We start from the raw sequence: 22316 nt of genomic DNA, 5'->3' as shown, positions 1-22316 counted from the left end.
TCACAACCCCCCACCCCATGTAGGAGCCGGGATCAGATGCCGGCGAGCGCCAGGTCCATCGCAAAGTAGGTGAAGATCAGGTCCGCACCGGCGCGCTTGATCGAACCCAGGGTCTCGCGCACCACACGGGCTTCGTCGATGGCACCGGCTTGGGCGCCGAACTTGATCATCGCGTACTCGCCACTGACCTGGTACGCCGCCACGGGCAAGCGCGAGGCTTCGCGGATGTCGCGGATGATGTCCAGGTACGCACCGGCCGGCTTGACCATCAGCGAGTCGGCACCTTCCTGCTCATCGAGCAGGGATTCGCGCACGGCTTCGCGGCGGTTCATCGGGTTCATCTGGTAGCTTTTGCGGTCGCCCTTCAGCGCGCTGCCGCCCGCCTCGCGGAACGGGCCATACAGGGCCGAAGCGAATTTGGTGGAGTACGCCATGATCGGGATATGGGTGAAGCCCGCCGCATCGAGTGCCCGGCGAATGGCCTGGACCTGGCCGTCCATCGCTGCCGAAGGCGCGATCACATCGGCGCCGGCGCGGGCTGCCGCTACGGCTTGCTTGCCCAGGTTGGCGAGGGTGCGGTCGTTGTCCACTTCATTGCCGTGCATCACGCCGCAATGGCCATGGTCGGTGTATTCGCAGAAGCAGGTGTCGGACATCACGATCATCTCCGGCACCGCATCCTTGCAGATCGCCGACATGCGCGAGACCAGACCGCGCTCGTTCCAGGTGTCGCTGCCGCTGGCATCCAGGTGATGGGACACGCCAAACGTCATCACCGACTTGATCCCGGCGCGGGCGAAGCGCTCGATTTCACTGGCCAGTTTCGATTCGGGGATACGCATCACACCGGGCATGCTGGTAATGGGCACGAAATCGTCGATTTCTTCTTCGACGAAGATCGGCAATACCAGGTCGTTGAGGGTGAATTCGGTTTCCTGGAACAGGCTGCGCAACTCGGGGGAACGGCGCAGGCGGCGGGAGCGGGCTTCGGGGAACTGGCTGGACATGGGTTTTCCTACAATTTCCTACAAAAAGGGCCATGGCACGTGGCAAGGCCGCTAGCTTAAGGGCGAAAGCTTATGCCTGGATTGACCGAGAGCACAAATACCGTGGCCATAACGGTGTTTTGCCATTCCCGTAACAATATGCCTTCGGCTTTGGGATCAAGCTGGCGGCCCATAACCGTTAAAGGCTCAGGCTGCCTTCGATACACACCGAGACGGCGCCGCCAATCCAGATCTCATCCCCTTGTTGCTGTACCCGAATACGCCCGGCGCGGCCCATGGCCGTGCCCTGGCTGACCACGTACTGGCTGGGGGCCAAGCCTTCACCCAACAGCCATTGGGCCACGCCGGCATTCAGGCTGCCGGTGGCCGGGTCCTCAGGCGCCCCGTCGCCGGCAATAAACCCGCGCACTTCAAACTGCGCATCCACATCGTCGCGGCTCGGATCGCACGGGGCAACCACGCCCACTGCCAACCCGAGCAGCTTCGAATAGTCCGGCTGCAAGTCCAGCACCGCCTGCCGGTCCGCCAACATCAGCGCCAGCCAGCCGGCACCGTTATCGACCCATTGGCTGCGTACAATCGCCTCGGGTTCAAGGTTGAGGGCCACGCGCACACGCTCCAACAGCTCGGCATCCAGCGGCCCTGAGCGCAGCAAGGGTGGTGCGATGAACGCCAGTTCCTGGCCCTGGCGGCGGATGCGCACCAGGCCGATCTCGCACTCCTGGATGATCTCGCTGCCCCGGGGCACGCCACCGGCTTGCAGCCACGCATGGCAACTGCCCAGGGTCGGATGGCCGGCGAAGGGCAATTCCTGCGTGGTCGTAAAAATACGCACCCGGTAGTCAGCGCGCGGGTCGCGCGGTTGCAGCAGGAACGTGGTCTCGCTCAGGTTGGTCCACTGGGCGAAGTCCGCCATCTGCTGGTCGCTGAGGCAATCGGCGCCCAGCACCAGGGCCAATGGGTTGCCCTTGAGGGCCACGCTGCTGAAAACATCAAGTTGCTTGAAATCGAAAGTCGGCATGGGTCAGCTCGGAATATTCAGGCCACGAATCACCGCCGGTCGGGCAACAAAGCCGTCCAGCGCGCGCAGTACATTGGGGAAGTCGCTGATGCCCACCAGATCGCCTGACTCATAAAAACCGATCAGGTTGCGGATCCAGGGGAAGGTCGCGATATCGGCGATGGTGTACTCATCGCCCATGATCCAACTACGGCCCAGCAGGCGTTTTTCCAGGACTTCCAGCAAGCGCCGGGCTTCAGCCGCATAGCGGTCGCGAGGGCGCTTGTCTTCGTAGGCCTTGCCGGCAAATTTATTGAAGAACCCCACCTGGCCGAACATCGGCCCGATCCCGGCCATCTGGAACATCAGCCATTGCAGGGTTTCGTAGCGCGCGGCAGGCGCCTGGGGCAGCAGTTGCGCGGTTTTCTCCGCCAGGTAGATCAGGATCGCCCCCGACTCGAACAACGCCAGCGGTTCACCGCCCGGGCCGTTGGGGTCGATGATCGCCGGGATTTTGTTGTTGGGGTTCAACGACAGGAACTCGGGCGAGAACTGGTCCTGGGTGTCGAAGCTGACTTTATGCGCCTCATACGCCAGGCCCAGTTCTTCGAGCATGATCGAAACCTTGACGCCATTGGGGGTGGGCAGCGAGTACAACTGCAGGCGCTCGGGATGCTGGGCTGGCCATTTGGTAATAATCGGAAACGCAGCGAGTGAAATCATCGATATACCCCAAGCTGAGAAAAACCCATGATAGCGATCTAGCGGCCAGGCTGCATTGGTCTTCAATCCGCAACATCGGGTCGCTAATCTCGGGTCCCAGCGAACCAAAACGCTATGGCGCACTCTTAAAAGCGCTTGAACGGTTGAATGGAGGCATACCGCCACACTCATGGAAACCGCACGATGCTTGGAGCGTCGCTGTGGCTGGGCCTTGCGGTCTTGATCCGAAGCACTGAAGACTCGAAAACTAATGAAAATCAAGCCTTTGTGCCTTGGCAAACGTTTCAAACAATATGCTTATTACGTGTTACCGATGTTCTTTGTAGGCGGCGCCTTGATGCTGGCCTTCGAAGCCCGCGAGAGCAGTGCCGAGCCGAAGAACGGCGTACAGACCCTGGTGTTCCTGCGCCATGGCGAAAAACCCGCTGGCGGCCTGGGCCAACTCAATTGCCAGGGCCTCAACCGCGCGATGAACCTGGCCACCGTACTGCCGGAAAAATTCGGCGCCGCCGATTTTGTATTCGCGGCCAACCCGACGCGTAATGTCGAGGAAGGCGAATTCGATAATTCCTACAGCTACATCCGACCATTGATGACCATCAGCCCCAGCGCGATCAAACTTGGGTTGCCGGTGAACATCGAGTTTTCGGCCAACGATACCAGCGACCTGGCGGACGAGCTGATGGAGGACAAGTACCACAACTCCACCATCTACACGGCCTGGTCCCACGGTTACCTGCCGGAGCTGATCAACAAGGTGGCGAGCGAAGCGGTCGGCGAGAAGTACACCATCACCGAAGACTGGTCCGGCGGCGACTTCGACACCCTGTACGTGTTGACCCTGACCTGGCAGAACGGCAAGGCCAGCCTGCTCAGCCGTAACTACAAGCAAGGGCTGGATAACGGCTTGCAGACCTGCCCGGATGCGACGCACGTAAACGCTGACAGCTGACCTTACCGGCGACTGCGTCCCGCGTGACACACCGCGATCGCCGGCAAGCCGGCTCCTACTGGGGGCGGGACCGCGTATGATGCGTCGCTATCGACTTATCTGCGGATCCTGACCATGTCTAACCTCACCTCTGCCAGCCCTGTACGCGGCTGGTCCTTCTGGTGGAAGCCGGCGCTGTTCCTGTTGGTCGCCTGCGTCGGCCTGTATTACGTGAAGTGGTCGCCCTACTACTTCAAGGCGTTCGTTGCGGCAGACAGCCACAGCATCGGCAACTCGATCCTCAACGATCAACAAGGCTCGCCATTGGCGGCGGCCCTGGCCTATGCCCAGGTGTATTTCCTGGCAATCTGGAAAGCCGCCGTGCTGGCGGTGATTCTCGGATCGTTGCTGCAAGTGTTGATTCCACGGGACTGGCTGTTACGCCTGTTCGGGCGCGCCGGGCTTGGTTCCACGGTACGCGGAGGGTTGTTCGCCCTCCCGGGCATGATGTGCAGTTGCTGCGCCGCCCCCGTGGCGGCGGGGATGCGTCGTCAGCAAGTGTCGGTGGGCGCAGCCCTGGCGTTCTGGATGGGCAACCCGGTACTCAACCCGGCGACCCTGGTGTTCATGGGCTTTGTCCTGGGCTGGGACTTTGCCGCACTGCGGCTGGTGGCCGGGATCGTGTTGGTGATCGGTGTGGCGCTGATCGCCCAACGCATCGCACGCCCGGAGCAGGTGCCGGAAGTGGCGCTGGAGGCCGTGGCCAACGTCAGCGGCGCCGACAGCCAGCCCTTCCTCACCCGCTGGCTGCGCACCTTGTGGCAGTTGTTCTGGAGCACCATCCCGGTGTACATCCTGGCGGTGTTGCTGCTTGGCGCGGCACGGGTATGGCTGTTCCCCCATGTGGACGGGGCGATGGCCGACAGCCTGGTTTGGCTGGTGCCCCTGGCGATTGTCGGCACCCTGTTTGTGATTCCCACCGCGGCGGAAATCCCGATTGTGCAGACCATGATGGCCCTGGGCATGGGGACCGGGCCAGCGGTGGCCCTGTTGATGACCCTGCCGAGCGTGAGCCTGCCGTCGCTGTTGATGCTGCGCAAGGATTTCGATACACGGGTGCTGGTGACAGTGGCCGGGCTGACCATGTTGATGGGTGTGGTGTGTGGGTTGGTGGCGGTGGTCGTGCTGTAGGGTTGGGCATCGCCGCATAGGTGTGCTGCTGAAAGGGCTCCTGTGGCGAGCGGGCTTGTCGGAACGCCGCATCGCCACGGGGACAGTCGTCAGCACCCGCGCCGGGCACCGCGCTCGCGCAAATACTCCAGCACCGCCCCCTGCTCCCCTGCGAACTCGATGCGGGCGCCCTTCTTCTCACGCTGGAAGGCATACATCGGGTCGTAATATTCGCGCAGTAACCCTTCGATCCACTCACGATGCAGATCCACCGCGCCGCTGCGGGCCTGTTCTTCCAGGGCCTGCTGCAGGATGCCCTGCAACCGCTGGAACCGTTCGCCCCCCAGGCGCTTGTGGATATTGCCCAGGCTCTCGGTCAGGCGCTGCGCAAACACCTGCTGGCCCGACTCACCAAACACGCTGACAAACTCGGCGCACAGGTCCACCACATAATCGCCCAGGATTCGCTCGACCCGCCCCGCCAGGCTATCTTCTAACCACACCATCGGGAATGCCTGCATGCCTTTGTGCAAGGCCAGGGGCAGCGCACAACTGCCAATCATGCGGCTTTCATCCTCGACCACGAATTGCTCGATACCCTGGTCGCGCTTTTTCAGCAGATCAACCCCCAGGCGGTTCTCGAAATCGATGTTGGAGGGCTGTGCGGTAGCGCGCTTGCCGAAGCTGGAACCCCGGTGATTGGCGTGTCCTTCCAGATCCAGCGCATTGCGCAACTGGCCGAGGACTTCGGTTTTCCCAGTGCCGGTCATGCCGCCCAGCAGGACGAAGTCGCACTCGCGGGTAGCGCGCTCGACCGTATCGAGCAAAAAGCTGCGCATAGCCTTGTAGCCACCACCGACCCGCGGATAGTCGATACCCGCCTCGCGTAGCCATTGCTGGACAATCTGCGAGCGCAAGCCGCCGCGAAAGCAATACAGGTAGCCCTCAGGATGGGCATGCGCGAACTGTGCCCACTGCTCGACACGTTCAACCTTTGTCGCCCCGGACACCAACTGATGGCCCAGTACAATCGCCGCCTGTTGCCCCTGCTGCTTATAGCAAGTGCCCACCCGCTGGCGTTCGTCATCGTTCATCAACGGTAGATTGACCACCCCGGGGAACGCACCCTTGACGAATTCAACCGGCGCGCGGGTATCCATCATCGGGCGGTCGTTGAGAAAGATGTCGCGGTAATCGGTGATGTCGCTGGGCATCAAGACACCTCTACCGCGTTGCTCTGTCGCTCGACCAACTGGCCAATGGGCGCCAGGTTCAAGCCCAGTTCGACCGCTGCCGCAAGAAACTCGGCTTCGCCTTCTGGCGTGACAGCCACTAGCAGCCCGCCACTGGTCTGCGGGTCGCACAACACACGCTTGTGCAACTCATTGATACGGCCCAACTGGCCCGAATAGCTGTCGAAGTTGCGCAACGTACCGCCCGGCACACAGCCCTGGTCCAGGTAGTACTCGACCCCCGGCAGGCGTGGGACTTTTTCGTAGTCGATCAGGGCAGTCAAACCGCTACCGTCCGCCATTTCCACCAGGTGCCCGAGCAGGCCGAAACCGGTCACGTCAGTCATGGCGCTGACCCCGGCCAGTTTGCCAAAGCGGCTGCCGGGTTTGTTGAGGGTGCACATCCAGTCCCGCGCCAGCCCGATATCGGCTTCGCGCAATTTGCCCTTCTTCTCGGCGGTGGTGAGGATGCCGATACCCAGGGGTTTGGTCAGGTACAAGCGACAGCCAGCGGTGGCGGTGTCGTTGCGCTTCATATGGCGCTTGTGCACCAGACCGGTGACGGCCAGGCCGAAGATCGGCTCCGGGGCGTCGATGGAATGGCCACCGGCCAGGGGAATGCCGGCCGCGTCGCACACCGAGCGGCCACCGCGGATCACTTCCCGGGCGATTTCCGGGGCCAGTACATTGACCGGCCAACCGAGAATGGCAATGGCCATCAACGGGTCGCCACCCATGGCGTAGATATCGCTGATGGCGTTGGTGGCAGCAATGCGCCCGAAATCGAAGGGATCGTCGACGATAGGCATGAAAAAGTCAGTGGTGGAAACCACGCCGCGCTCGTCGTCGATCGCGTACACCGCGGCGTCGTCACGCGAGGCATTGCCCACCCAAAGGTTGGGGTCGAGGTTCTGCGCGCCGCTGCCGGCGAGGATCACTTCCAGCACCTGCGGCGAAATCTTGCAGCCGCAACCGGCACCGTGGCTGTACTGGGTCAGGCGAATCGGCTCGTTCATGGTGGACCTCAAACTATCAAGTGCGCGAAGTCTAACAGACAGCAAAAAGCCGGCTGGGCTCTTGGGAGCACAGCCGGCTTCTGGGTTTGAGCGGTTACTGGCGGGCAGCGAGCAAACGCTTGTGGCGATTGCGCCGCGCGATGTTCAAGCACTCGATGGCAGCCGAGAACGCCATGGCCGCGTACACGTAGCCTTTAGGCACATGGGCACCGAAACCTTCGGCGATCAAGGTCATACCGATCATGATCAAGAAGCCCAGGGCCAGCATCACCACGGTCGGGTTGTCGTTGATGAACTTGGCCAGGGGTTCAGCCGCAACCAGCATCACGATCACCGAGGTCACCACGGCAATGATCATGATCGGCAAATGCTCGGTCATGCCGACGGCGGTGATGATGCTGTCGATGGAGAACACCAGGTCGAGCAGCAGGATCTGCCCGATGGCCGCAGCAAAGCCGATAGCCACAGTATTGCCCACGCTTGCCTTCTCTTCGGGCTCCGGGTCCATGCTTTGGTGGATCTCGGTCGTCGCCTTCCACACCAGGAACAGGCCACCGGCGATCAGGATCATGTCCTTCCACGAAAACGCCTGGCCGAACACTTCAAACACCGGCGCCGTCAGTTGCACGATAAACGCGATGGTGCTCAACAGGCCCAGGCGCAGGATCAGCGCCATGCTGATGCCGATGCGCCGTGCCTTGGCCCGGTGTTGTTCCGGCAGTTTGTTGGTGAGGATCGAGATGAAGATCAGGTTGTCGATGCCCAGCACGATTTCCATGACGATCAGGGTCGCCAGGGCTACCCAGGCGGTGGGGCTGGCGGCCAGTTGTAAAAGGTATTCCATAGGTCAGTCCTGACGTTGTGCTGGGAAATTAGGTTTCTTTGGTGTTCGATTCAGACTCTTGCTCGGGCTGATCGTCCTTTTTTTCTGGACTGATCAGGCCTTGCGTCGCTTCACTCAATGCCTGCTCGGCGGCCTTGTGGGTGTCATCGATCGCTTGCTTGGCCGATTCGGTGGCTTTGCCCAGGACCTGCTGCGCGCTTTTCTCGACCTGATCGCAGCCGCTGATCATCACCAATGAAAGCGCAAGCAACGAAGCTGCGCCGAGAGAATTGAGTTTCATGATGTATTCCTCGTTAGAACCATTGGGTCCAAGTAGTGGCCCCGCGATAGCGACGCATTCTATGCAGGTGAACACTTCAGTAAAATTCGTATTTTTCTCGCGTATACTTCGGCTTTTACGAACTGACGGCCGCCATGCTCAATTACCGACAACTGCATTACTTCTGGGTGGTGGCCAAGACAGGCAGCATCGTGCGCGCCTGTGAGCAACTGAACCTCACCCCGCAAACCATCAGTGGGCAAATCAGCCTGCTCGAACAGACATTCGGCGTTGCCCTGTTTCAACGGGTGGGGCGCCAGTTGGAACTGACCGAGGCCGGGCGCCAGGCCCTGCCCTATGCCGAGCAGATGTTCCAGACCGGCAATGAACTGGAAGCGATGTTGCGCGCCCAGCCCAATGAACAGCAGATCGTGTTTCGCGTCGGCGTGGCGGATGTGGTGCCCAAGTCCATTGTCTATCGGCTGATCGCGCCGACCATGGAGCTGAACGAGCCGCTGCGTATTACCTGCCGTGAAGACAAACTGGAGCGGCTGTTGGCCGACCTGGCGATCCAGCGCCTGGACCTGGTAATTTCCGACAGCCCCATGCCCAGCCACCTCGACATCAAGGGCTACAGCCAGAAACTGGGGGAATGCGGCATCAGTTTTTTCGCCACCCAGGCATTGGCTGACCAGCACCCCGGTGATTTCCCACAGTGCCTGCACGGCGCGCCGTTGTTGATTCCCGGCGCGGAAACCGTAGTGCGCAGCCGTTTGCAGCGCTGGTTCGCCGAGCAAAAGATCCAGCCGAAGATCATCGGCGAGTTCGACGACAGTGCCTTGATGCAGGCGTTTGGCCAATCCGGCAGCGGGATTTTCATCGCCCCCAGCGTGATTGCCGAGGAAGTGCTACGCCAGTACGGCGTGGCACTGGTGGGCCAGACAGATGCAGTCACCGAGTCGTTCTATGCGATTTCGGTGGAACGCAAGGTCAAGCACCCCGGTATCGTTGCGATAACCGAAGGCGCCCGCCGCGAACTGTTTACTGCGTTGCCGACCTAGGCGCAGGCGACCCGGGTCTTGGCGGTCATCAGCCACAGGGCCAGGAGAATCGACAGCAGGATAAAGCCCGACGCCGCGAACCCCAGGCTGCCCAGGCCGAGGGTGTCGATCACATGCCCGCCGACCATCGCCCCCAGGCCAATGCCCAGGTTGGCCCCGGCAATGTTCAGCGACGCCGCGAATGCCGGCGCATGGGGCGCGGCCTTCATCAGCCGCACATGGCTGACCAAAAACAGCGCCGCCTGGGTCACGCCCCAGATGCCCATGGCCGCGGCCAGGCCGAGGGTGGAGTGGATCGCCGGCACCAGCGCCACCATGCCCGCGATCATAAAGCCACAGAACACCATCGAGGCGATCAGCGGGTGCTTGTCGACCATGCGCCCGCCCAACGAATTGCCGATCAGGCCCACGGCACCAAAGCCCATCAGGCACCAGCCCACCAGCGTGCCATCGAAGCCGGCCAGGCGCTCAAGAATGTCTGCCAGGTAGGTATAGGCGGTGAACATGCCGCTAAATACCAGAATCGACAGCAACACGTGGCCCTGCATCAAGGGGTTGCGCAGGATCTTGAACTGCGAGCGCAACGTCACGGTTTCCTTCTTCACCGTGGTCGCCGGCAGGTAAATCAACAGCAGCAGTGCCTTGAGTAGCGCCACCCCGGCCAGGATGCCAAAGGCGGTGCGCCAGCCGAACATGTCAGAGATCAAGGTGCCCACCGGAATCCCGAAGACCGTCGCGCAGACGATGCCAAAGCCGATCTTGGCAATCGCCCGGCCGGCGTAGTCCGGCCCGACAATATCCACGGCGGTTTCACTGGCCAGGGCCCAGAACACCGGCAACCCGAGGGCCGGAATCAGCCTTGCCACGGCCATCACCCAGATATTCGGCGCCAGGGCCGCCAGGGTATTGGCCGCGCCGAACATCAACAGGATGCTGATAAACAGGCGCTTGCGCTCGAAGCGTGCGAAATACGCGGTAAGGAACGGCCCGAACGCCGCCACGGTGAAGGCAAACAGCGTCACCAGCAAGCCAGCCTGGGACACGCTCACATCCAGGTCACGGGCGATGGAAGGCAACAGGCCCACGATGACAAATTCGGTGGTCAACACCGTAAAACCGGCTGCGGACAGCAGCAGGATGGGCAACAACATGCATAACTCCAGAAACGGCGACGCCAGCGTCGGCCCAAGGGCCCGCTGACAGAGAGGTAAGAAGAGGATGGCCAAGGTTAACAGAATGTAACCGGACCACGCACGGCTTTGGCGACTGAATGCCGCAGCAAATGGGATGTGTCCTACGGCATGTTAGACTTCGCGCCTTGCACAGTGCTGCACACATTAAAAAAACTAGAGACAACTCTTTATGACTGCTGCCCCTTCGCTGTTTCAACGCCTGCTGCGCGTCAGCCTGGTGACCCAAATTGTCATTGGCCTGGTCGCAGGCATCCTGCTGGCCCTGCTGTCGCCCAGTGCAGCCCTGTCCACCGCGTTTATCGGCAAGGTATTTGTCTCGGCGCTCAAGGCCGTCGCGCCGATCCTGGTGTTTGTGCTGGTGATGGCCTCGATCGCCAACCACAAGCATGGCCAGGAAACCCATATCCGGCCGATCCTGTTTCTGTATCTGCTGGGCACCTTTTCTGCGGCGGTTGTGGCAGTGATTGCTAGCACCCTGTTCCCCTCAAGCCTGGTGCTTTCCACCCATGATGTGGCCATCAGCGCCCCGGGCGGGATCGGCGAAGTGATGCAGAGCCTGCTGCTCAGTGTGGTGGACAACCCCGTCAGCGCCCTGATGAATGCGAATTTCATCGGCATCCTGGCCTGGGCTATCGGTATGGGCATCGCAATCCGCCATGCCGGTGAAACCACGCGCACCGTCCTGGACGACCTGTCCAACGGCGTCACGCTGATCGTGCGTGTGGTAATTCGTTTCGCGCCGCTGGGTATCTTCGGCCTGGTGGCCTCGACCCTGGCGGCCTCTGGTTTCGATGCGCTGTTGGGCTATGCGCACCTGTTGCTGGTGCTGATCGGCTGCATGTTGTTCGTGGCACTGGTGATCAACCCGGCGATCGTGTTCTGGAAACTGCGCCGTAACCCCTACCCGCTGGTGCTGCTGTGCCTGCGTGAGAGCGGGATCACCGCCTTTTTTACCCGCAGTTCGGCGGCCAACATCCCGGTCAACCTGGCATTGAGCGAGCGCCTGGGCCTGCACGAAGACACCTATTCGGTCTCGATCCCACTGGGGGCGACCATCAACATGGCCGGCGCCGCCATCACCATCACCGTGCTGACCCTGGCCGCCGTGCATACCCTGGGCATCGCCGTCGACCTGCCGACCGCGGTGTTGTTGAGTGTGGTTGCCGCGATCTGTGCTTGTGGCGCGTCGGGTGTGGCTGGGGGGTCGTTGTTGCTGATTCCGCTGGCGTGCAGCCTGTTCGGGATTCCGAGTGAAATCGCCATGCAAGTGGTGGCCGTGGGCTTCATTATCGGGGTGCTGCAGGATTCGGCGGAAACCGCGCTCAACTCGTCTACCGACGTGTTGTTCACTGCCGCGGCGTGCCTGGGCCAAGAAGACAAGAACCCGGTCTGATACAACAGTGGGCGCTGGCTTGTGTGGGAGCTGGCTTGCCTGCGATGGCCATGAGTATCTACACAACTCGCTCTTCTGAGTATGTGTACATATCCGTTGCCGCGGTCGCGGCGGGTATGGGTTCCGCCCTTACGGCGGCTCACTTTTGAACAGCGCAAAAGTAAGCAAAACGCTCTTGCCCCACCACTCGGTGCCTCGCCTAGGCTCGGCATGCCCGCAGTCAGGCATTGCTCCGTGGGCCCGCCGCGATCGGCCATCCATGGCCGTGTCGCGGCTACCCCGGCATCCTGCCGGGGTGCCCACTACGCAATACCTGCCTGCGGCCATCGTGGTTTAACGGGGCGCCTAAGATCAAAAGCCAGATCAAAAACAGAGCAACAGCAACGCCAGAGCGCGAAGCTGCATTACCCTATGGGAGCGGCGGTGCGACTTGCTCGCGAATGCGGTGTATCAGTCAATATATCCATCACTGACCCACCGCATTCGCGAGCAAGCCCGCTCCCACAAGGGGGACGCGCACGCTTCGACGATCAGGTCGGCTGTCAGGCCGCCTCGCTCTGCTTGTGATTTTGATCTTAGGCGCCCCGTTAAACCACGCTGGCCGTAATCCGATATTGATTTGGGGGGTAAACCGGCAGGACGCCGGTTTAGCCGCGCTGGGCCATGGATGGCCCATCGCGGCGGCCCCCCAAATCAATGTCGGATTACGGGCACACCGAGCCTAGGCGAGGTGCCGAGTGGTGGGGCAAGAGCGTTTTGCTTACTTTTGCGCTGTTCAAAAGTGAGCCGCCGTAAGGGCGGAACCCATGGCCGCCGTTACCGCAGCAATGGATATGCCCCCTACATCAGCCCAAAACCCAGAGCCCAGAAGTATCAGAGAGTTGTGTAGATACTCATGGCCATCGCAGGCAAGCCAGCTCCCACATTTGTTTTGCGGTGTTACTCAGTAATTAGAACGCGCCCATATAGTCGCGCTTGCCCACTTCCACACCGTTGTGACGCAGCAAGGCGTAGGCGGTGGTGACGTGGAAGAAGAACTGCGGCAGGCCGTAGGTCAGCAGGTAGGACTGGCCGCTGAAGCGCTTCTCTTTAGGAGTGCCCGGACGGGTGACGATCTCGATGCCTTCTTTGCCATCGATCTGCGCCGGGGTGATGGTGTCGATGAACCCCAGAACCTTGGCGATCAGCGCTTGCAGGTCAGCGAAGGTGACTTCGTTGTCTTCGTATTTCGGCACTTCAATCTCGGCCAGACGCGCGGAAACGCCCTTGGCAAAATCCACGGCGATCTGCACCTGGCGCACCAGCGGGAACATGTCCGGGAACAGGCGCGCTTGCAGCAAGGCGTTTGGGTCGATGTTCTTGGCGGTGGCGTGGGCCTCGGCCTTGTTCAGCACATCGCTCAAAGCGTTGAGCATTTGCTTGAAGACCGGAAGGGAAGCGGCGTACAGGGAAATAGTCATGACAGTCTCGACAGTGGTGGCAGGGTTTGAACAGCCGCGATTATAGACATGAGCGCTGCTTGTCTTTTATTTTTTCGGGATTAGGCTAGTGGGTTCACTGCATAGGGAAAGCGCGATGACCGCCGAGCACGACACCACCTCCTCCGAGCCGCGCCTCAACAGCACGGAAATCCGTGTTCTGGGCTGCCTGATCGAAAAGCAGGCCACCAACCCGGAAACCTACCCGCTGACCCTCAATGCCCTGGTCCTGGCCTGCAACCAGAAAACCAGCCGGGAACCTGTGATGAACCTCAGCCAGGGCCAGGTTGGCCAGAGCCTGCGGGCCCTGGAAGGCCAGGGGTTTACCAAACTGGTGATGGGCAGCCGTGCCGACCGCTGGGAACACCGGGTGGACAAGGCCCTGGAACTGGTGCCGGCGCAGGTGATTCTTACTGGCCTGTTGTTCCTGCGTGGCCCGCAGACGGTCAATGAATTGCTGACCCGCAGCGGGCGCATGCATGACTTTGAAGATGCCGAGCAGGTGGTACACCAACTCGAACGCCTGATCGCCCGCGACCTTGCCGTGCTGGTCCCCAAGCAAGCCGGCCAGCGTGAGGACCGCTACACCCACTCCCTGGGTGACCCGGCGGATATCGAGGCGATCCTGGCCGCCCGTGGCAGCCCGGTGGAGCGCAGCAGCGCTGGCAGCGGGGTTTCTCTGGAGCGCATCGAGGAGCTGGAGGCGCGGATTGCGGCGCTGGAAGAACGCCTCTCACGCCTCGAATAACCGCCCCTTTGTAGGAGCCGGCTTGCCGGCGATAAGGCCCTTGCCGCCATCGCCGGCAAGCCGGCTCCTACAAGGCCTGCCTTAGCCCTGTCGGGCAAACGCTACGGCTTTCTGGAACTGCTCATCCGTCGGGCGGATGCCGGTGTACAGCACGAACTGCTCCAGTGCCTGGATCGCGATCACTTCCAGGCCGGTAATCACCCGCTTGCCCTGGGCCCGGCCACGCACGATCAGCGGCGTTTCGGCGGGGATCGCCACCACATCGAATACAGTCTCTGCCGCATCAATGGCGTCGGCCTCGAATGCCAGGTCCTCGGCCTGGGCGCCGCCGGTCATGCCGATGGGCGTTACGTTGACCAGCATCTGCGGCCGCGCGTTACCCAATGTCGCCTGCCACTCATACCCCAGGTTGTGCGCCAGGGCCCGGCCTGCTCCTTCGTTACGGGCAACGATCAGGCCATTGGCGTAGCCACCGTCACGCAGGGCACTGGCCACGGCCTTGGCCATGCCGCCACTGCCGTGCAGGGCAAAGGTCGAGTCCTTGGGCACCGCGTGCTTTTGCAGCAGTTGCTCGATGGCGATGTAATCAGTGTTGTAGGCCTTGAGGTGGCCAGCGGTATTGACGATGGTGTTGATTGAAGCGATGGCGCGGGCCGAGTCGTCGAGTTCGTCCACCAGTTCGATACAGGCTTCCTTGAACGGCATCGACACCCCACAGCCACGAATGCCCAAGGCGCGGATCCCGGCTACAGCGCCGTTCAAGTCCTGGCTGCTGAAAGCCTTGTAGTAAAAATTCAGCCCCAACTGCTCATACAAATGGTTATGAAAGCGCAGGCCGAAATTACCCGGGCGGGCCGACAACGACATGCACAACTGGGTGTCCTTGTTGGGGTTCATCAGCATCGGTAACTCCTCTTCAAGTAAGCAAATCGGTACAGACCTTACACAACCTTTACCTAGCTGCAGTGCTGTTTTGCTGAAATACGTTGTCTTAAAAGTATCCCCGCGACAATCCTTGAGTCTATTGATTGCAGACCACAAGCGCAGGGGCCAACCGAGGAAAGACCATGATGCGTAAAATCCCCAGGATCGCCTTGCTGATCGGTGCACTCGCTGTAGCCGGCCAAGCCTCCGCCCATGGTGGTGGTTGGGGTGGCCCGGCCGTTTTGGGTGCGGTTGTCGGCGCAGCCGTGGTGGGCTCAGTGATCGCCAGCCATGATCGGCCGGTGTATGTGCAGCAACAACCTGTGTACTACCAGCCGCAGCCGGTGTATGCCGCCCCGCCACCGGTCTATTACCAGCCACCACCGGTGTACGTGCAGCAGCCGGTTTATTACCGCCCGGCGCCGGTGTATTACGGGCCACCACGCGGCTACTACGGCCCGCCCCGAGGCTATTACGGGCGCGGCTGGTAAGCCCGGTATACAAAGCCCCGCATTCCAGGCGGGGCTTTTTTGTGGGTGCAGGGTCTGAATAAATCTCGCCGGGGTCGTTATGGAGACATCGCCGACCGTTAAATCCGACATTATTAAGGCCAAAGTGTACTTGCCCAACCGGGGGGCGCGCTGTCATGTTTGTGTCACGCGGCACTCTCACTATCGAAACGGTCCCCCATAACAGGTCATAACAACAAGGACGCCCCAGCATGCCCACACAAAACCCGCACCGCACCGCCGGCCTCTGCACTTCCAGCAAGGTCTACAGCGCCTTGACTGAACTCAAGCACCTTGAAGGCCACCGTAGCGCCAAGTTTCTCTCGTTGCTGGCAGAAAACCTGGTCCACAAGGGCCTGCTCAATGAACAAGAAGTGCTGCACATGCTGGACCAGGTGGTGGACTGAGCCCTGTCGGCGCAGCCTCGATGGCAGTGATGTTGACTATCGAGCAGGGTGATTTTCCCTCGCCGCCCGGCCGCCGTAAGGTGAACTCCATCAGCAATGGAGGTACATATGCCCACTATCCAGATCATGTCCGTCGTTGGCAGTGCCGTCCCCGGCCCCCTGCGCAAACTGGGTTTGCTCGCCTGTTGGTACCTGGTACGCGACGGTGAAGCCATCAGCGGGCCCCTGGCCTCGTTGCCCGACGCCCAGGCCCTGTCCCGCAAGATGGCCCACTGCTTCTCAGCCTAGGGCAATGGCAGCCGCACCCGGGGTTTGGTCTCGACAAACAGCGCCCAGCTGGAGATAAACAACGCGGCGATCAACGGGCCGATGACAAAGCCATTGAGGCCGAACACCGACAGCCCGCCCAGGGTCGAGATCAGGATCAGGTAATCCGGCATCTTGGTGTCCTTGCCCACCAGGATCGGGCGCAGCACATTGTCCACCAGGCCAATCACAAATACCCCGAACAAGGCCAGCACCACTCCTTGCCAGATTGAACCGCTGAGCAGGAAGTACGCAGCCACCGGCCCCCACACAATCCCCGCCCCCACCGCAGGCAGCAACGACAAGAACGCCATCAATACCGCCCAGAGCAACGCGCTGGGAATGTCCAGGAACCAGAAAATCAGGCCACCCAGTGCGCCCTGAGTCACCGCTACCAGCACATTGCCTTTGACGGTCGCGCGCACCACGCGGTTGAACTTCAGTTGCAGGCGACGCTTCTGCGGCTCGGCCAGCGGCACTGCCGTGCGCACTTTGCGCACCAGTTCGGGACCGTCGCGCAGCAGGAAGAACAGCAAGTACAGCATGATGAAAAAGCTCACCAGGAAATCAAAGGTGCCCTGGCCGAAGCTGAACGCCTGGCTGGCGAAGAACTGGCTGCCCTGCATCGCGCCCTTGACGATTTTCTCGCGCAGGCCCTCCAGGTTGCCCATGCCGAAGCGGTCCAGCAGGTGCTGGAAGTACGGCGGCAGGAAGTTCTTGAATTGTTCGATGTAGCCCGCCACATCCAACTTGCCACTCTCGACGTTCTTGTACAGCGTCGCCCCCTCCTGCACCAGCAAGGCGCTGGTGATGATCACCGGTAAAATCGCGATCACCAGGCACACCATCAAGGTGCACAGCGACGTCAGGTTGCGGTTCCAGCCAAACTTGAGCTGCAGGCGCCGCTGCATGGGCGCAAAAATGATCCCGAGGATGATCGCCCAGAACACCGCGCCATAGAACGGCAACAGGATCCAGAAGAAGCCGATAGTCACCACGACCAGCAGCAACAGCAGGGTTTTGAATTGCAGATTCGTTTGGTTCATGTCCGATCCGTACCAGAAAAACGCCGGGCGCCCAGCGCGCCCTGTTGCTTAGTCCACCGCGCATCCGGCGAGTGCCATCTTTATTTCTACAGCGTAGACCCAGATCAATAAGCGCCCGGCCCAGCTCGGCTACCCTGCCGCCCTTTTGCGACCTGAATCCCCATGCCCCCTGTCCTCGCTCCCGAATTGCTCGCCCCCGCTGGCACCCTGAAAAACATGCGCTACGCCTTTGCCTACGGCGCCGATGCGGTCTACGCCGGCCAGCCGCGCTACAGCTTGCGGGTGCGCAACAACGAGTTCGACCACGCCAACCTGGCCCTGGGTATCGCCGAGGCCCAGGCCCAGGGCAAGCGCTTTTATGTCGTGGTCAACATCGCGCCGCACAACGCCAAGCTGAAGACCTTTCTCAAGGACCTCGAACCGGTGATCGCCATGGGCCCGGACGCGCTGATCATGTCTGACCCCGGCTTGATCATGCTGGTGCGCCGGCACTTCCCGCAGATGCCGATCCACCTGTCAGTACAGGCCAATACGGTGAACTGGGCCAGCGTCGAGTTCTGGCAACAGCAAGGCATCTGCCGGATCATCCTGTCGCGGGAACTGTCCCTGGAAGAAATCGCCGAAATCCGCCAACAAGTGCCGGCCATGGAGTTGGAAGTGTTTGTGCATGGCGCACTGTGCATGGCCTATTCCGGGCGCTGCCTGTTGTCGGGCTATATGAACAAGCGCGATGCCAATCAGGGCACCTGCACCAACGCCTGCCGCTGGAAGTACCAGGCCAGCCCCGCCGTCGAAAACAGCGTGGGCGATATCGTCCAGCAGTATCAGCCCGAACCGACCCTGGGCCTTGGCGCGCCCACCGACCAGGTGTTCCTGCTCCAGGAGGCCAACCGCCCCGATGAGCAGATGCCGGCCTTCGAGGACGAGCACGGCACCTACATCATGAACGCCAAGGACCTGCGGGCGGTGCAGCACGTCGAGCGCCTGACGCAGATGGGCGTGCACTCGCTGAAGATCGAGGGCCGCACCAAATCCCACTTCTATGTGGCACGCACCACCCAGGTGTACCGCCAGGCCATTGATGACGCCGTGGCCGGGCGCGCGTTCGACCGTGGTTTGATGACCAACCTCGAATCCCTGGCCCAACGCGGCTACACCGAAGGCTTCCTGCGCCGCCATGTGCATGACGAGTACCAGAACTACCAGAACGGTAGCTCGGTTTCCGAGCGCCAGCAGTTTGTCGGCGAGTTGACCGGCGAGCGGCGCGGGGAACTGGCCGAGGTCAAGGTGAAGAACCGCTTTGCGCTGGGCAACCACCTGGAGTTGATGACCCCGGCGGGGAATTTCCATTTTGACTTGGGGAGGATGCATAACGCCAAGGGCGAGGCGATCGAGGTGGCGCCTGGGGATGGGCATACGGTGTATGTGCCGGTGCCGTTGGAGATGGATATCGGGTTTGGGTTGTTGATGCGGGATGTGTAGCAGGCTTTAAAGATAGCGCTCTGTGGCGAGCGGGCTTGTCGGAACGCCGCATCGCCCGCGCTGGGCTGCGAAGCAGCCCCAGTGAGCCGAATGCGGTCTATCAAATACTACGCAGCGGCTGGATTTGGGGCTGCTTCGCAGCCCAGCGCGGGCGATGCGGCGTTCCGACAAGCCCGCTCGCCACAAAGGCCAGAACAAGCACCGCAATTGCCAGGTCAGATCCTGAACTGCCCCACCAACTGCCCCAATCGCTGCCCCAGATCCGCCAGGCTGCGTGAAGTCTGCGCGCCCTGCTGGGTTTCGTCCGCCACACTGTCCACCGCCACCGCAATCTGATGCACGCTGCGGTTGATCTCTTCCGCCACGGCGGTTTGCTCTTCCGCGGCGCTGGCGATCTGCGCGTTCATCGTGTTGATGGTGCCGATCAACTGCGCCATGGTATCGAGGGACGCCCCGGCCTCATTGGCCTGGGCCGAGGTGCCGTCGCCGGCATCGCTGGAGCGGCGCATGGATTCCACCGCCGCCTCGGTGCCCTTTTGCAGGCGGTCGATCATGCCCTGGATTTCCTGGGTGCTTTGCTGGGTGCGGCTGGCCAGTGCGCGCACTTCATCGGCCACCACCGCAAAGCCACGTCCGGCTTCACCGGCGCGGGCCGCTTCGATGGCGGCGTTGAGGGCCAGCAGGTTGGTCTGCTCGGCAATCGAGCGGATCACCCCGAGCACACTGACAATCGACGATACGTCCTGTTGCAGGCTGTCCAGAGACACGCCGCTGCTGCGGATGTCATTCACCAGTGCATGAATCTGCGCGATGCTGCCATCCACCACGCGTTTGGCGGCCTGGCCTTCGGCGTCGGTCTGCTGCGCCGCCACCGCAGCGCCCTGGGCACTGCGCGCCACTTCATGGGCGGCAGACGACATTTCGTTGATCGCCGTAGCCACCTGGTCAGTCTCCTGGCGCTGGCGCTCCATGGCCTGCTCCGAACGGTGGGCCTGCTCGGATACCTGGCTGACCAGGCCGGTCAGTTGCGAAGTCATGTCGGTGATCTGGCGCACCAAGCCATGGATTTTGTCGACAAAGCGGTTGAACGAACCCGCCAGTTCACCCAACTCGTCCTGGCTGGTGATTGCCAGGCGGCGGGTCAAATCACCCTCGCCGGCGGCGATGTCGTCGAGGTTGGCCTTCATCAGGTGCAAGGGGCGCAGGATGGTATTGGCCAGCACCATGCCCACTGCCGCAATCAGCAACAGCAGGACCACGGCGATACCGACGATGCTCAACAACACCCCTTCCATACGTTCGTTGACCTTGGCTTCCACCTCACTGACCAGGGCGTCGATACCGTCGAGGTTGACCGACGTACCGATCACCATGTCCCACTTGGGCAAGTATTCGGTGTAGCCAAGCTTGGGCACCAGTTCGGTTTGCCCCGGCTGGGTCGAGCTGTATTGCAGGTAGTGGGTGCCGTCCTTGCCGACCTTCACCAGGTCGCGGTTGACGTAGACACCGTTGGGGTCACGGTTGTCCTTGAAGCTTTTGCCCACGCCATCGGGGCTGTTGCCCTTGAACAGGCGGATGGTCTCGGAGTCGTAGCCAAAGAAATATCCGTCCTTGCCGTAGGTGGTGTTGGACAACAGCTTGACCACCTGCGCCCGCGCCTGCGTATCGCCAGGAGCGGCGGCGTCGTACAGCGGCTTGATGGTGGTCATCGCCACTTCCACGTAACTCTGCAGGGTGGCCTTGGCATTGTTGAGCAGCCGCTCGCGGGTTTCAGCCACCTCGCTGCGCGCCTGTTCCTTGAGGATCCATACCGTGGTCAGGCTGATGACCACGGCAAACAACAACACCGGCAGTACGGCGAGGGACAGGACTTTGGCCTTCAGACTCAGACGCATGGATCTTCTCTCTTATAGGGCAACGTTAAGAGGTTAACGGCCCTGAGAGAAAAAACTGTAGGAGCGAGCTTGCTCGCGAAAGTCGTCGGCAATAACACGGGCATCCTGGATGGACGCGGTGCCCTTGAATCCTTCGCGAGCAAGCTCGCTCCTACAGGAGAGGTCAGAGGGTCATCGCGGCAAACCAGCCGAACACCAGCAGCGGCAGGTTGTAGTGCAGGAAGGTCGGGACCACGGTGTCCCAGATATGGTGGTGCTGGCCGTCGATGTTCAAACCCGAGGTCGGCCCCAGGGTGGAGTCGGACGCTGGCGAACCGGCATCGCCCAGGGCGCCAGCGGTGCCGACGATGCAGACAATGGCCAGGGGGCTGAAGCCCAGTTGCACACACAGCGGCACGAAAATCGCCGCCAGGATCGGTACCGTGGAAAATGACGAGCCAATCCCCATGGTCACCAGCAACCCCACCAGCAACATCAACAGCGCGCCCACGCCACGGCTATGGCCGATAAACGCCGCAGAGGCCTGCACTAGCGTCTGCACCTGGCCGGTGGCCTTGAGCACTTGGGCAAACCCGGAGGACGCGATCATGATGAAGCCGATCATCGCCATCATCTTCATGCCTTCGGTGAACAGGTCATCGGTGTCGCGCCAGCGCACGATGCCCGACACCGAGAAGATCAGGAAACCCGCCAGGGCACCGATGATCATTGAGTCCAGCCACAGTTGGATGATAAACGCCGAGGCAATGGCCAGCCCGGCTACCAGCAGGGTCAGCGGGTTGTATTGCACCGCCACTTGCTCGACCCGCTCGATTTTCTCCAGGTCGTAGACGCGCTTCTTGCGGTAGCTGATAAACACCGCCACCAACAGGCCGAACACCATGCCCAGCGCCGGGATGCCCATGGCGTGGGTCACATTGACCTGGCTGATATCCACCCCACTCTTGGCGACGTTGGCCAGCAGGATCTGGTTGAGGAAGATGTTGCCGAAGCCCACCGGCAGGAACATGTACGGGGTGATCAGGCCAAAGGTCATGACACAGGCGATCAGGCGCCGGTCAATCTGCAACTTGGTCAGCACATACAGAAGAGGCGGCACCAGCAGCGGGATAAAGGCGATATGGATCGGCAGGATGTTCTGCGAGGCAATCGCCACCGCACCCAGCAGGCAGATCAGCAGCCATTTGACATGACTGCCGCCCGTCGCTTCCTGGCGATCCACCAGCAACAGCGCCTTGTCCGCCAGGGCGTGGGCCAGGCCGGACTTGGCGATCGCCACGGCGAAAGCACCGAGCAATGCGTAAGACAGCGCCACCGTGGCACCGCCGCCCAGGCCGCTGTTGAATGCGCTGAGCGTCGCGTCGATGCCAAGACCTCCGGTCAAGCCGCCGACCAGGGCGCCGACGATGATCGCGATGACCACATGCACGCGGGACAGGCTCAGCACGAGCATGGTGCCGACCGCGGCGATTACTGCGTTAATCATGGTTACCTCAGGACAGAAACATAAAAACAACACGCGCCGGCACCCTGGCCAAATGGCGACCACGGCACACGCAGAAAAGGAGTTTTATTAGAGGGCGCGCACTTTGCAGCAGCCGACACGCCATGTCAAAGCGCGACGTCGCAAACAGAATTCAATTGATCGTATGAATAAAGAAAAAAACCGTGCGGCCGATACAACGGATCATC

At 61.4% G+C, this 22316-nt stretch carries 22 protein-coding genes and 1 pseudogene; 9 read left to right on the top strand and 14 right to left on the bottom strand.

What is annotated here, in order from left to right:
• Positions 1–32 precede the first annotated feature (32 nt).
• From hemB to HKK57_RS19980, 3 genes are all read right to left on the bottom strand, one after another.
• Positions 33–1007: a porphobilinogen synthase gene (gene hemB / locus HKK57_RS19990; protein WP_029296595.1), complete on the bottom strand. Its 975-nt coding sequence runs from the start codon at positions 1005–1007 to the stop codon at positions 33–35.
• Positions 1008–1185: 178 nt separating this feature from the next.
• Complete coding sequence (locus HKK57_RS19985; RefSeq protein ID WP_169390621.1) at positions 1186–2028, bottom strand: PhzF family phenazine biosynthesis protein; 843 nt, start codon at positions 2026–2028, stop codon at positions 1186–1188.
• Between the two features lie 3 nt (positions 2029–2031).
• Complete coding sequence (locus tag HKK57_RS19980; RefSeq protein WP_029296598.1) at positions 2032–2730, bottom strand: glutathione S-transferase N-terminal domain-containing protein; 699 nt, start codon at positions 2728–2730, stop codon at positions 2032–2034.
• 250 nt (positions 2731–2980) lie between these two features.
• Here HKK57_RS19980 and HKK57_RS19975 point away from each other — a divergent pair, with 250 nt between their 5' ends.
• Together HKK57_RS19975 and HKK57_RS19970 are read left to right on the top strand one after the other, a co-directional pair.
• On the top strand, positions 2981–3682 hold the full coding sequence (locus tag HKK57_RS19975; RefSeq protein ID WP_029296600.1) for a hypothetical protein: 702 nt from the start codon (positions 2981–2983) through the stop codon (positions 3680–3682).
• Between the two features lie 114 nt (positions 3683–3796).
• On the top strand, positions 3797–4852 hold the full coding sequence (locus HKK57_RS19970; RefSeq protein ID WP_169390620.1) for a permease: 1056 nt from the start codon (positions 3797–3799) through the stop codon (positions 4850–4852).
• 89 nt (positions 4853–4941) lie between these two features.
• On the opposite strand, the gene mnmH is transcribed toward HKK57_RS19970, so the two are convergent.
• From mnmH to HKK57_RS19950, 4 genes are all read right to left on the bottom strand, one after another.
• Positions 4942–6045: a tRNA 2-selenouridine(34) synthase MnmH gene (gene mnmH / locus HKK57_RS19965; RefSeq protein WP_169390619.1), complete on the bottom strand. Its 1104-nt coding sequence runs from the start codon at positions 6043–6045 to the stop codon at positions 4942–4944.
• The gene (gene selD / locus HKK57_RS19960) at positions 6045–7079 is read right to left on the bottom strand and encodes a selenide, water dikinase SelD (protein ID WP_092238924.1); all 1035 of its coding nucleotides are present in this window, start codon (positions 7077–7079) and stop codon (positions 6045–6047) included. Before selD ends, mnmH begins: the two co-directional genes overlap by 1 nt.
• A 94-nt stretch (positions 7080–7173) precedes the next feature.
• The gene (locus HKK57_RS19955) at positions 7174–7923 is read right to left on the bottom strand and encodes a TerC family protein (protein ID WP_169390618.1); all 750 of its coding nucleotides are present in this window, start codon (positions 7921–7923) and stop codon (positions 7174–7176) included.
• Positions 7924–7951: 28 nt separating this feature from the next.
• On the bottom strand, positions 7952–8203 hold the full coding sequence (locus HKK57_RS19950; RefSeq protein WP_029296611.1) for a hypothetical protein: 252 nt from the start codon (positions 8201–8203) through the stop codon (positions 7952–7954).
• Between the two features lie 134 nt (positions 8204–8337).
• On the opposite strand from HKK57_RS19950, the gene nhaR reads away from it, so the two are divergent.
• On the top strand, positions 8338–9243 hold the full coding sequence (nhaR, locus tag HKK57_RS19945; protein WP_070995681.1) for a transcriptional activator NhaR: 906 nt from the start codon (positions 8338–8340) through the stop codon (positions 9241–9243).
• Here nhaR and HKK57_RS19940 read toward each other — a convergent pair.
• On the bottom strand, positions 9240–10394 hold the full coding sequence (locus HKK57_RS19940; protein ID WP_029296615.1) for an MFS transporter: 1155 nt from the start codon (positions 10392–10394) through the stop codon (positions 9240–9242). The two genes, nhaR and HKK57_RS19940, sit on opposite strands and share 4 nt — an antisense overlap.
• A gap of 211 nt (positions 10395–10605) precedes the next feature.
• Between HKK57_RS19940 and sstT the strand changes: the two genes are divergently transcribed.
• On the top strand, positions 10606–11829 hold the full coding sequence (sstT, locus tag HKK57_RS19935) for a serine/threonine transporter SstT (RefSeq protein WP_169390617.1): 1224 nt from the start codon (positions 10606–10608) through the stop codon (positions 11827–11829).
• Between the two features lie 950 nt (positions 11830–12779).
• Here sstT and HKK57_RS19930 read toward each other — a convergent pair.
• Entirely contained in the window at positions 12780–13289 is a 510-nt protein-coding gene (locus HKK57_RS19930; protein WP_070995567.1) for a DUF1993 domain-containing protein, read from the bottom strand.
• 115 nt (positions 13290–13404) lie between these two features.
• Between HKK57_RS19930 and HKK57_RS19925 the strand changes: the two genes are divergently transcribed.
• Positions 13405–14055, top strand: coding sequence for a YceH family protein (locus tag HKK57_RS19925; protein ID WP_029296621.1), 651 nt, complete (start codon positions 13405–13407; stop codon positions 14053–14055).
• Between the two features lie 81 nt (positions 14056–14136).
• Here HKK57_RS19925 and HKK57_RS19920 read toward each other — a convergent pair whose 3' ends face one another.
• Entirely contained in the window at positions 14137–14958 is an 822-nt protein-coding gene (locus HKK57_RS19920; RefSeq protein WP_029296623.1) for a shikimate 5-dehydrogenase, read from the bottom strand.
• Positions 14959–15122: 164 nt separating this feature from the next.
• Here HKK57_RS19920 and HKK57_RS19915 point away from each other — a divergent pair, with 164 nt between their 5' ends.
• From HKK57_RS19915 to HKK57_RS19905, 3 genes are all read left to right on the top strand, one after another.
• Complete coding sequence (locus tag HKK57_RS19915) at positions 15123–15470, top strand: hypothetical protein (protein ID WP_029296625.1); 348 nt, start codon at positions 15123–15125, stop codon at positions 15468–15470.
• Positions 15471–15700: 230 nt separating this feature from the next.
• Positions 15701–15895 carry a hypothetical protein gene (locus HKK57_RS19910; protein ID WP_029296627.1) on the top strand — a complete coding sequence of 65 codons (195 nt, stop codon included), beginning with the start codon at positions 15701–15703 and terminating at the stop codon, positions 15893–15895.
• A gap of 108 nt (positions 15896–16003) precedes the next feature.
• Positions 16004–16183, top strand: coding sequence for a hypothetical protein (locus HKK57_RS19905; RefSeq protein ID WP_029296629.1), 180 nt, complete (start codon positions 16004–16006; stop codon positions 16181–16183).
• On the opposite strand, the gene HKK57_RS19900 is transcribed toward HKK57_RS19905, so the two are convergent.
• Positions 16180–17247: an AI-2E family transporter gene (locus tag HKK57_RS19900; protein ID WP_133715037.1), complete on the bottom strand. Its 1068-nt coding sequence runs from the start codon at positions 17245–17247 to the stop codon at positions 16180–16182. The two genes, HKK57_RS19905 and HKK57_RS19900, sit on opposite strands and share 4 nt — an antisense overlap.
• A gap of 162 nt (positions 17248–17409) precedes the next feature.
• Between HKK57_RS19900 and trhP the strand changes: the two genes are divergently transcribed.
• Entirely contained in the window at positions 17410–18729 is a 1320-nt protein-coding gene (trhP, locus tag HKK57_RS19895; protein WP_029296634.1) for a prephenate-dependent tRNA uridine(34) hydroxylase TrhP, read from the top strand.
• Between the two features lie 215 nt (positions 18730–18944).
• Here trhP and HKK57_RS27410 read toward each other — a convergent pair whose 3' ends face one another.
• The 3 genes and pseudogenes from HKK57_RS27410 to HKK57_RS19885 form a co-directional block, all read right to left on the bottom strand.
• Positions 18945–19700 carry a methyl-accepting chemotaxis protein gene (locus HKK57_RS27410; protein WP_371128921.1) on the bottom strand — a complete coding sequence of 252 codons (756 nt, stop codon included), beginning with the start codon at positions 19698–19700 and terminating at the stop codon, positions 18945–18947.
• A 102-nt stretch (positions 19701–19802) separates the two neighbouring features.
• Positions 19803–20624 (bottom strand): annotated as a pseudogene (locus tag HKK57_RS27405) (cache domain-containing protein); the annotation flags it as partial.
• Between the two features lie 163 nt (positions 20625–20787).
• Entirely contained in the window at positions 20788–22107 is a 1320-nt protein-coding gene (locus tag HKK57_RS19885) for a Na+/H+ antiporter family protein (RefSeq protein ID WP_169391222.1), read from the bottom strand.
• Positions 22108–22316 lie beyond the last annotated feature (209 nt).

The sequence above is a fragment of the Pseudomonas sp. ADAK21 genome, assembly GCF_012935735.1.
In the GTDB taxonomy this organism is placed as follows: Bacteria; Pseudomonadota; Gammaproteobacteria; order Pseudomonadales; family Pseudomonadaceae; genus Aquipseudomonas; species Aquipseudomonas proteolytica.
The sequence above is the reverse complement of the archived record's forward strand: the minus strand, read 5'-3'. Positions and strand labels throughout refer to the sequence as shown.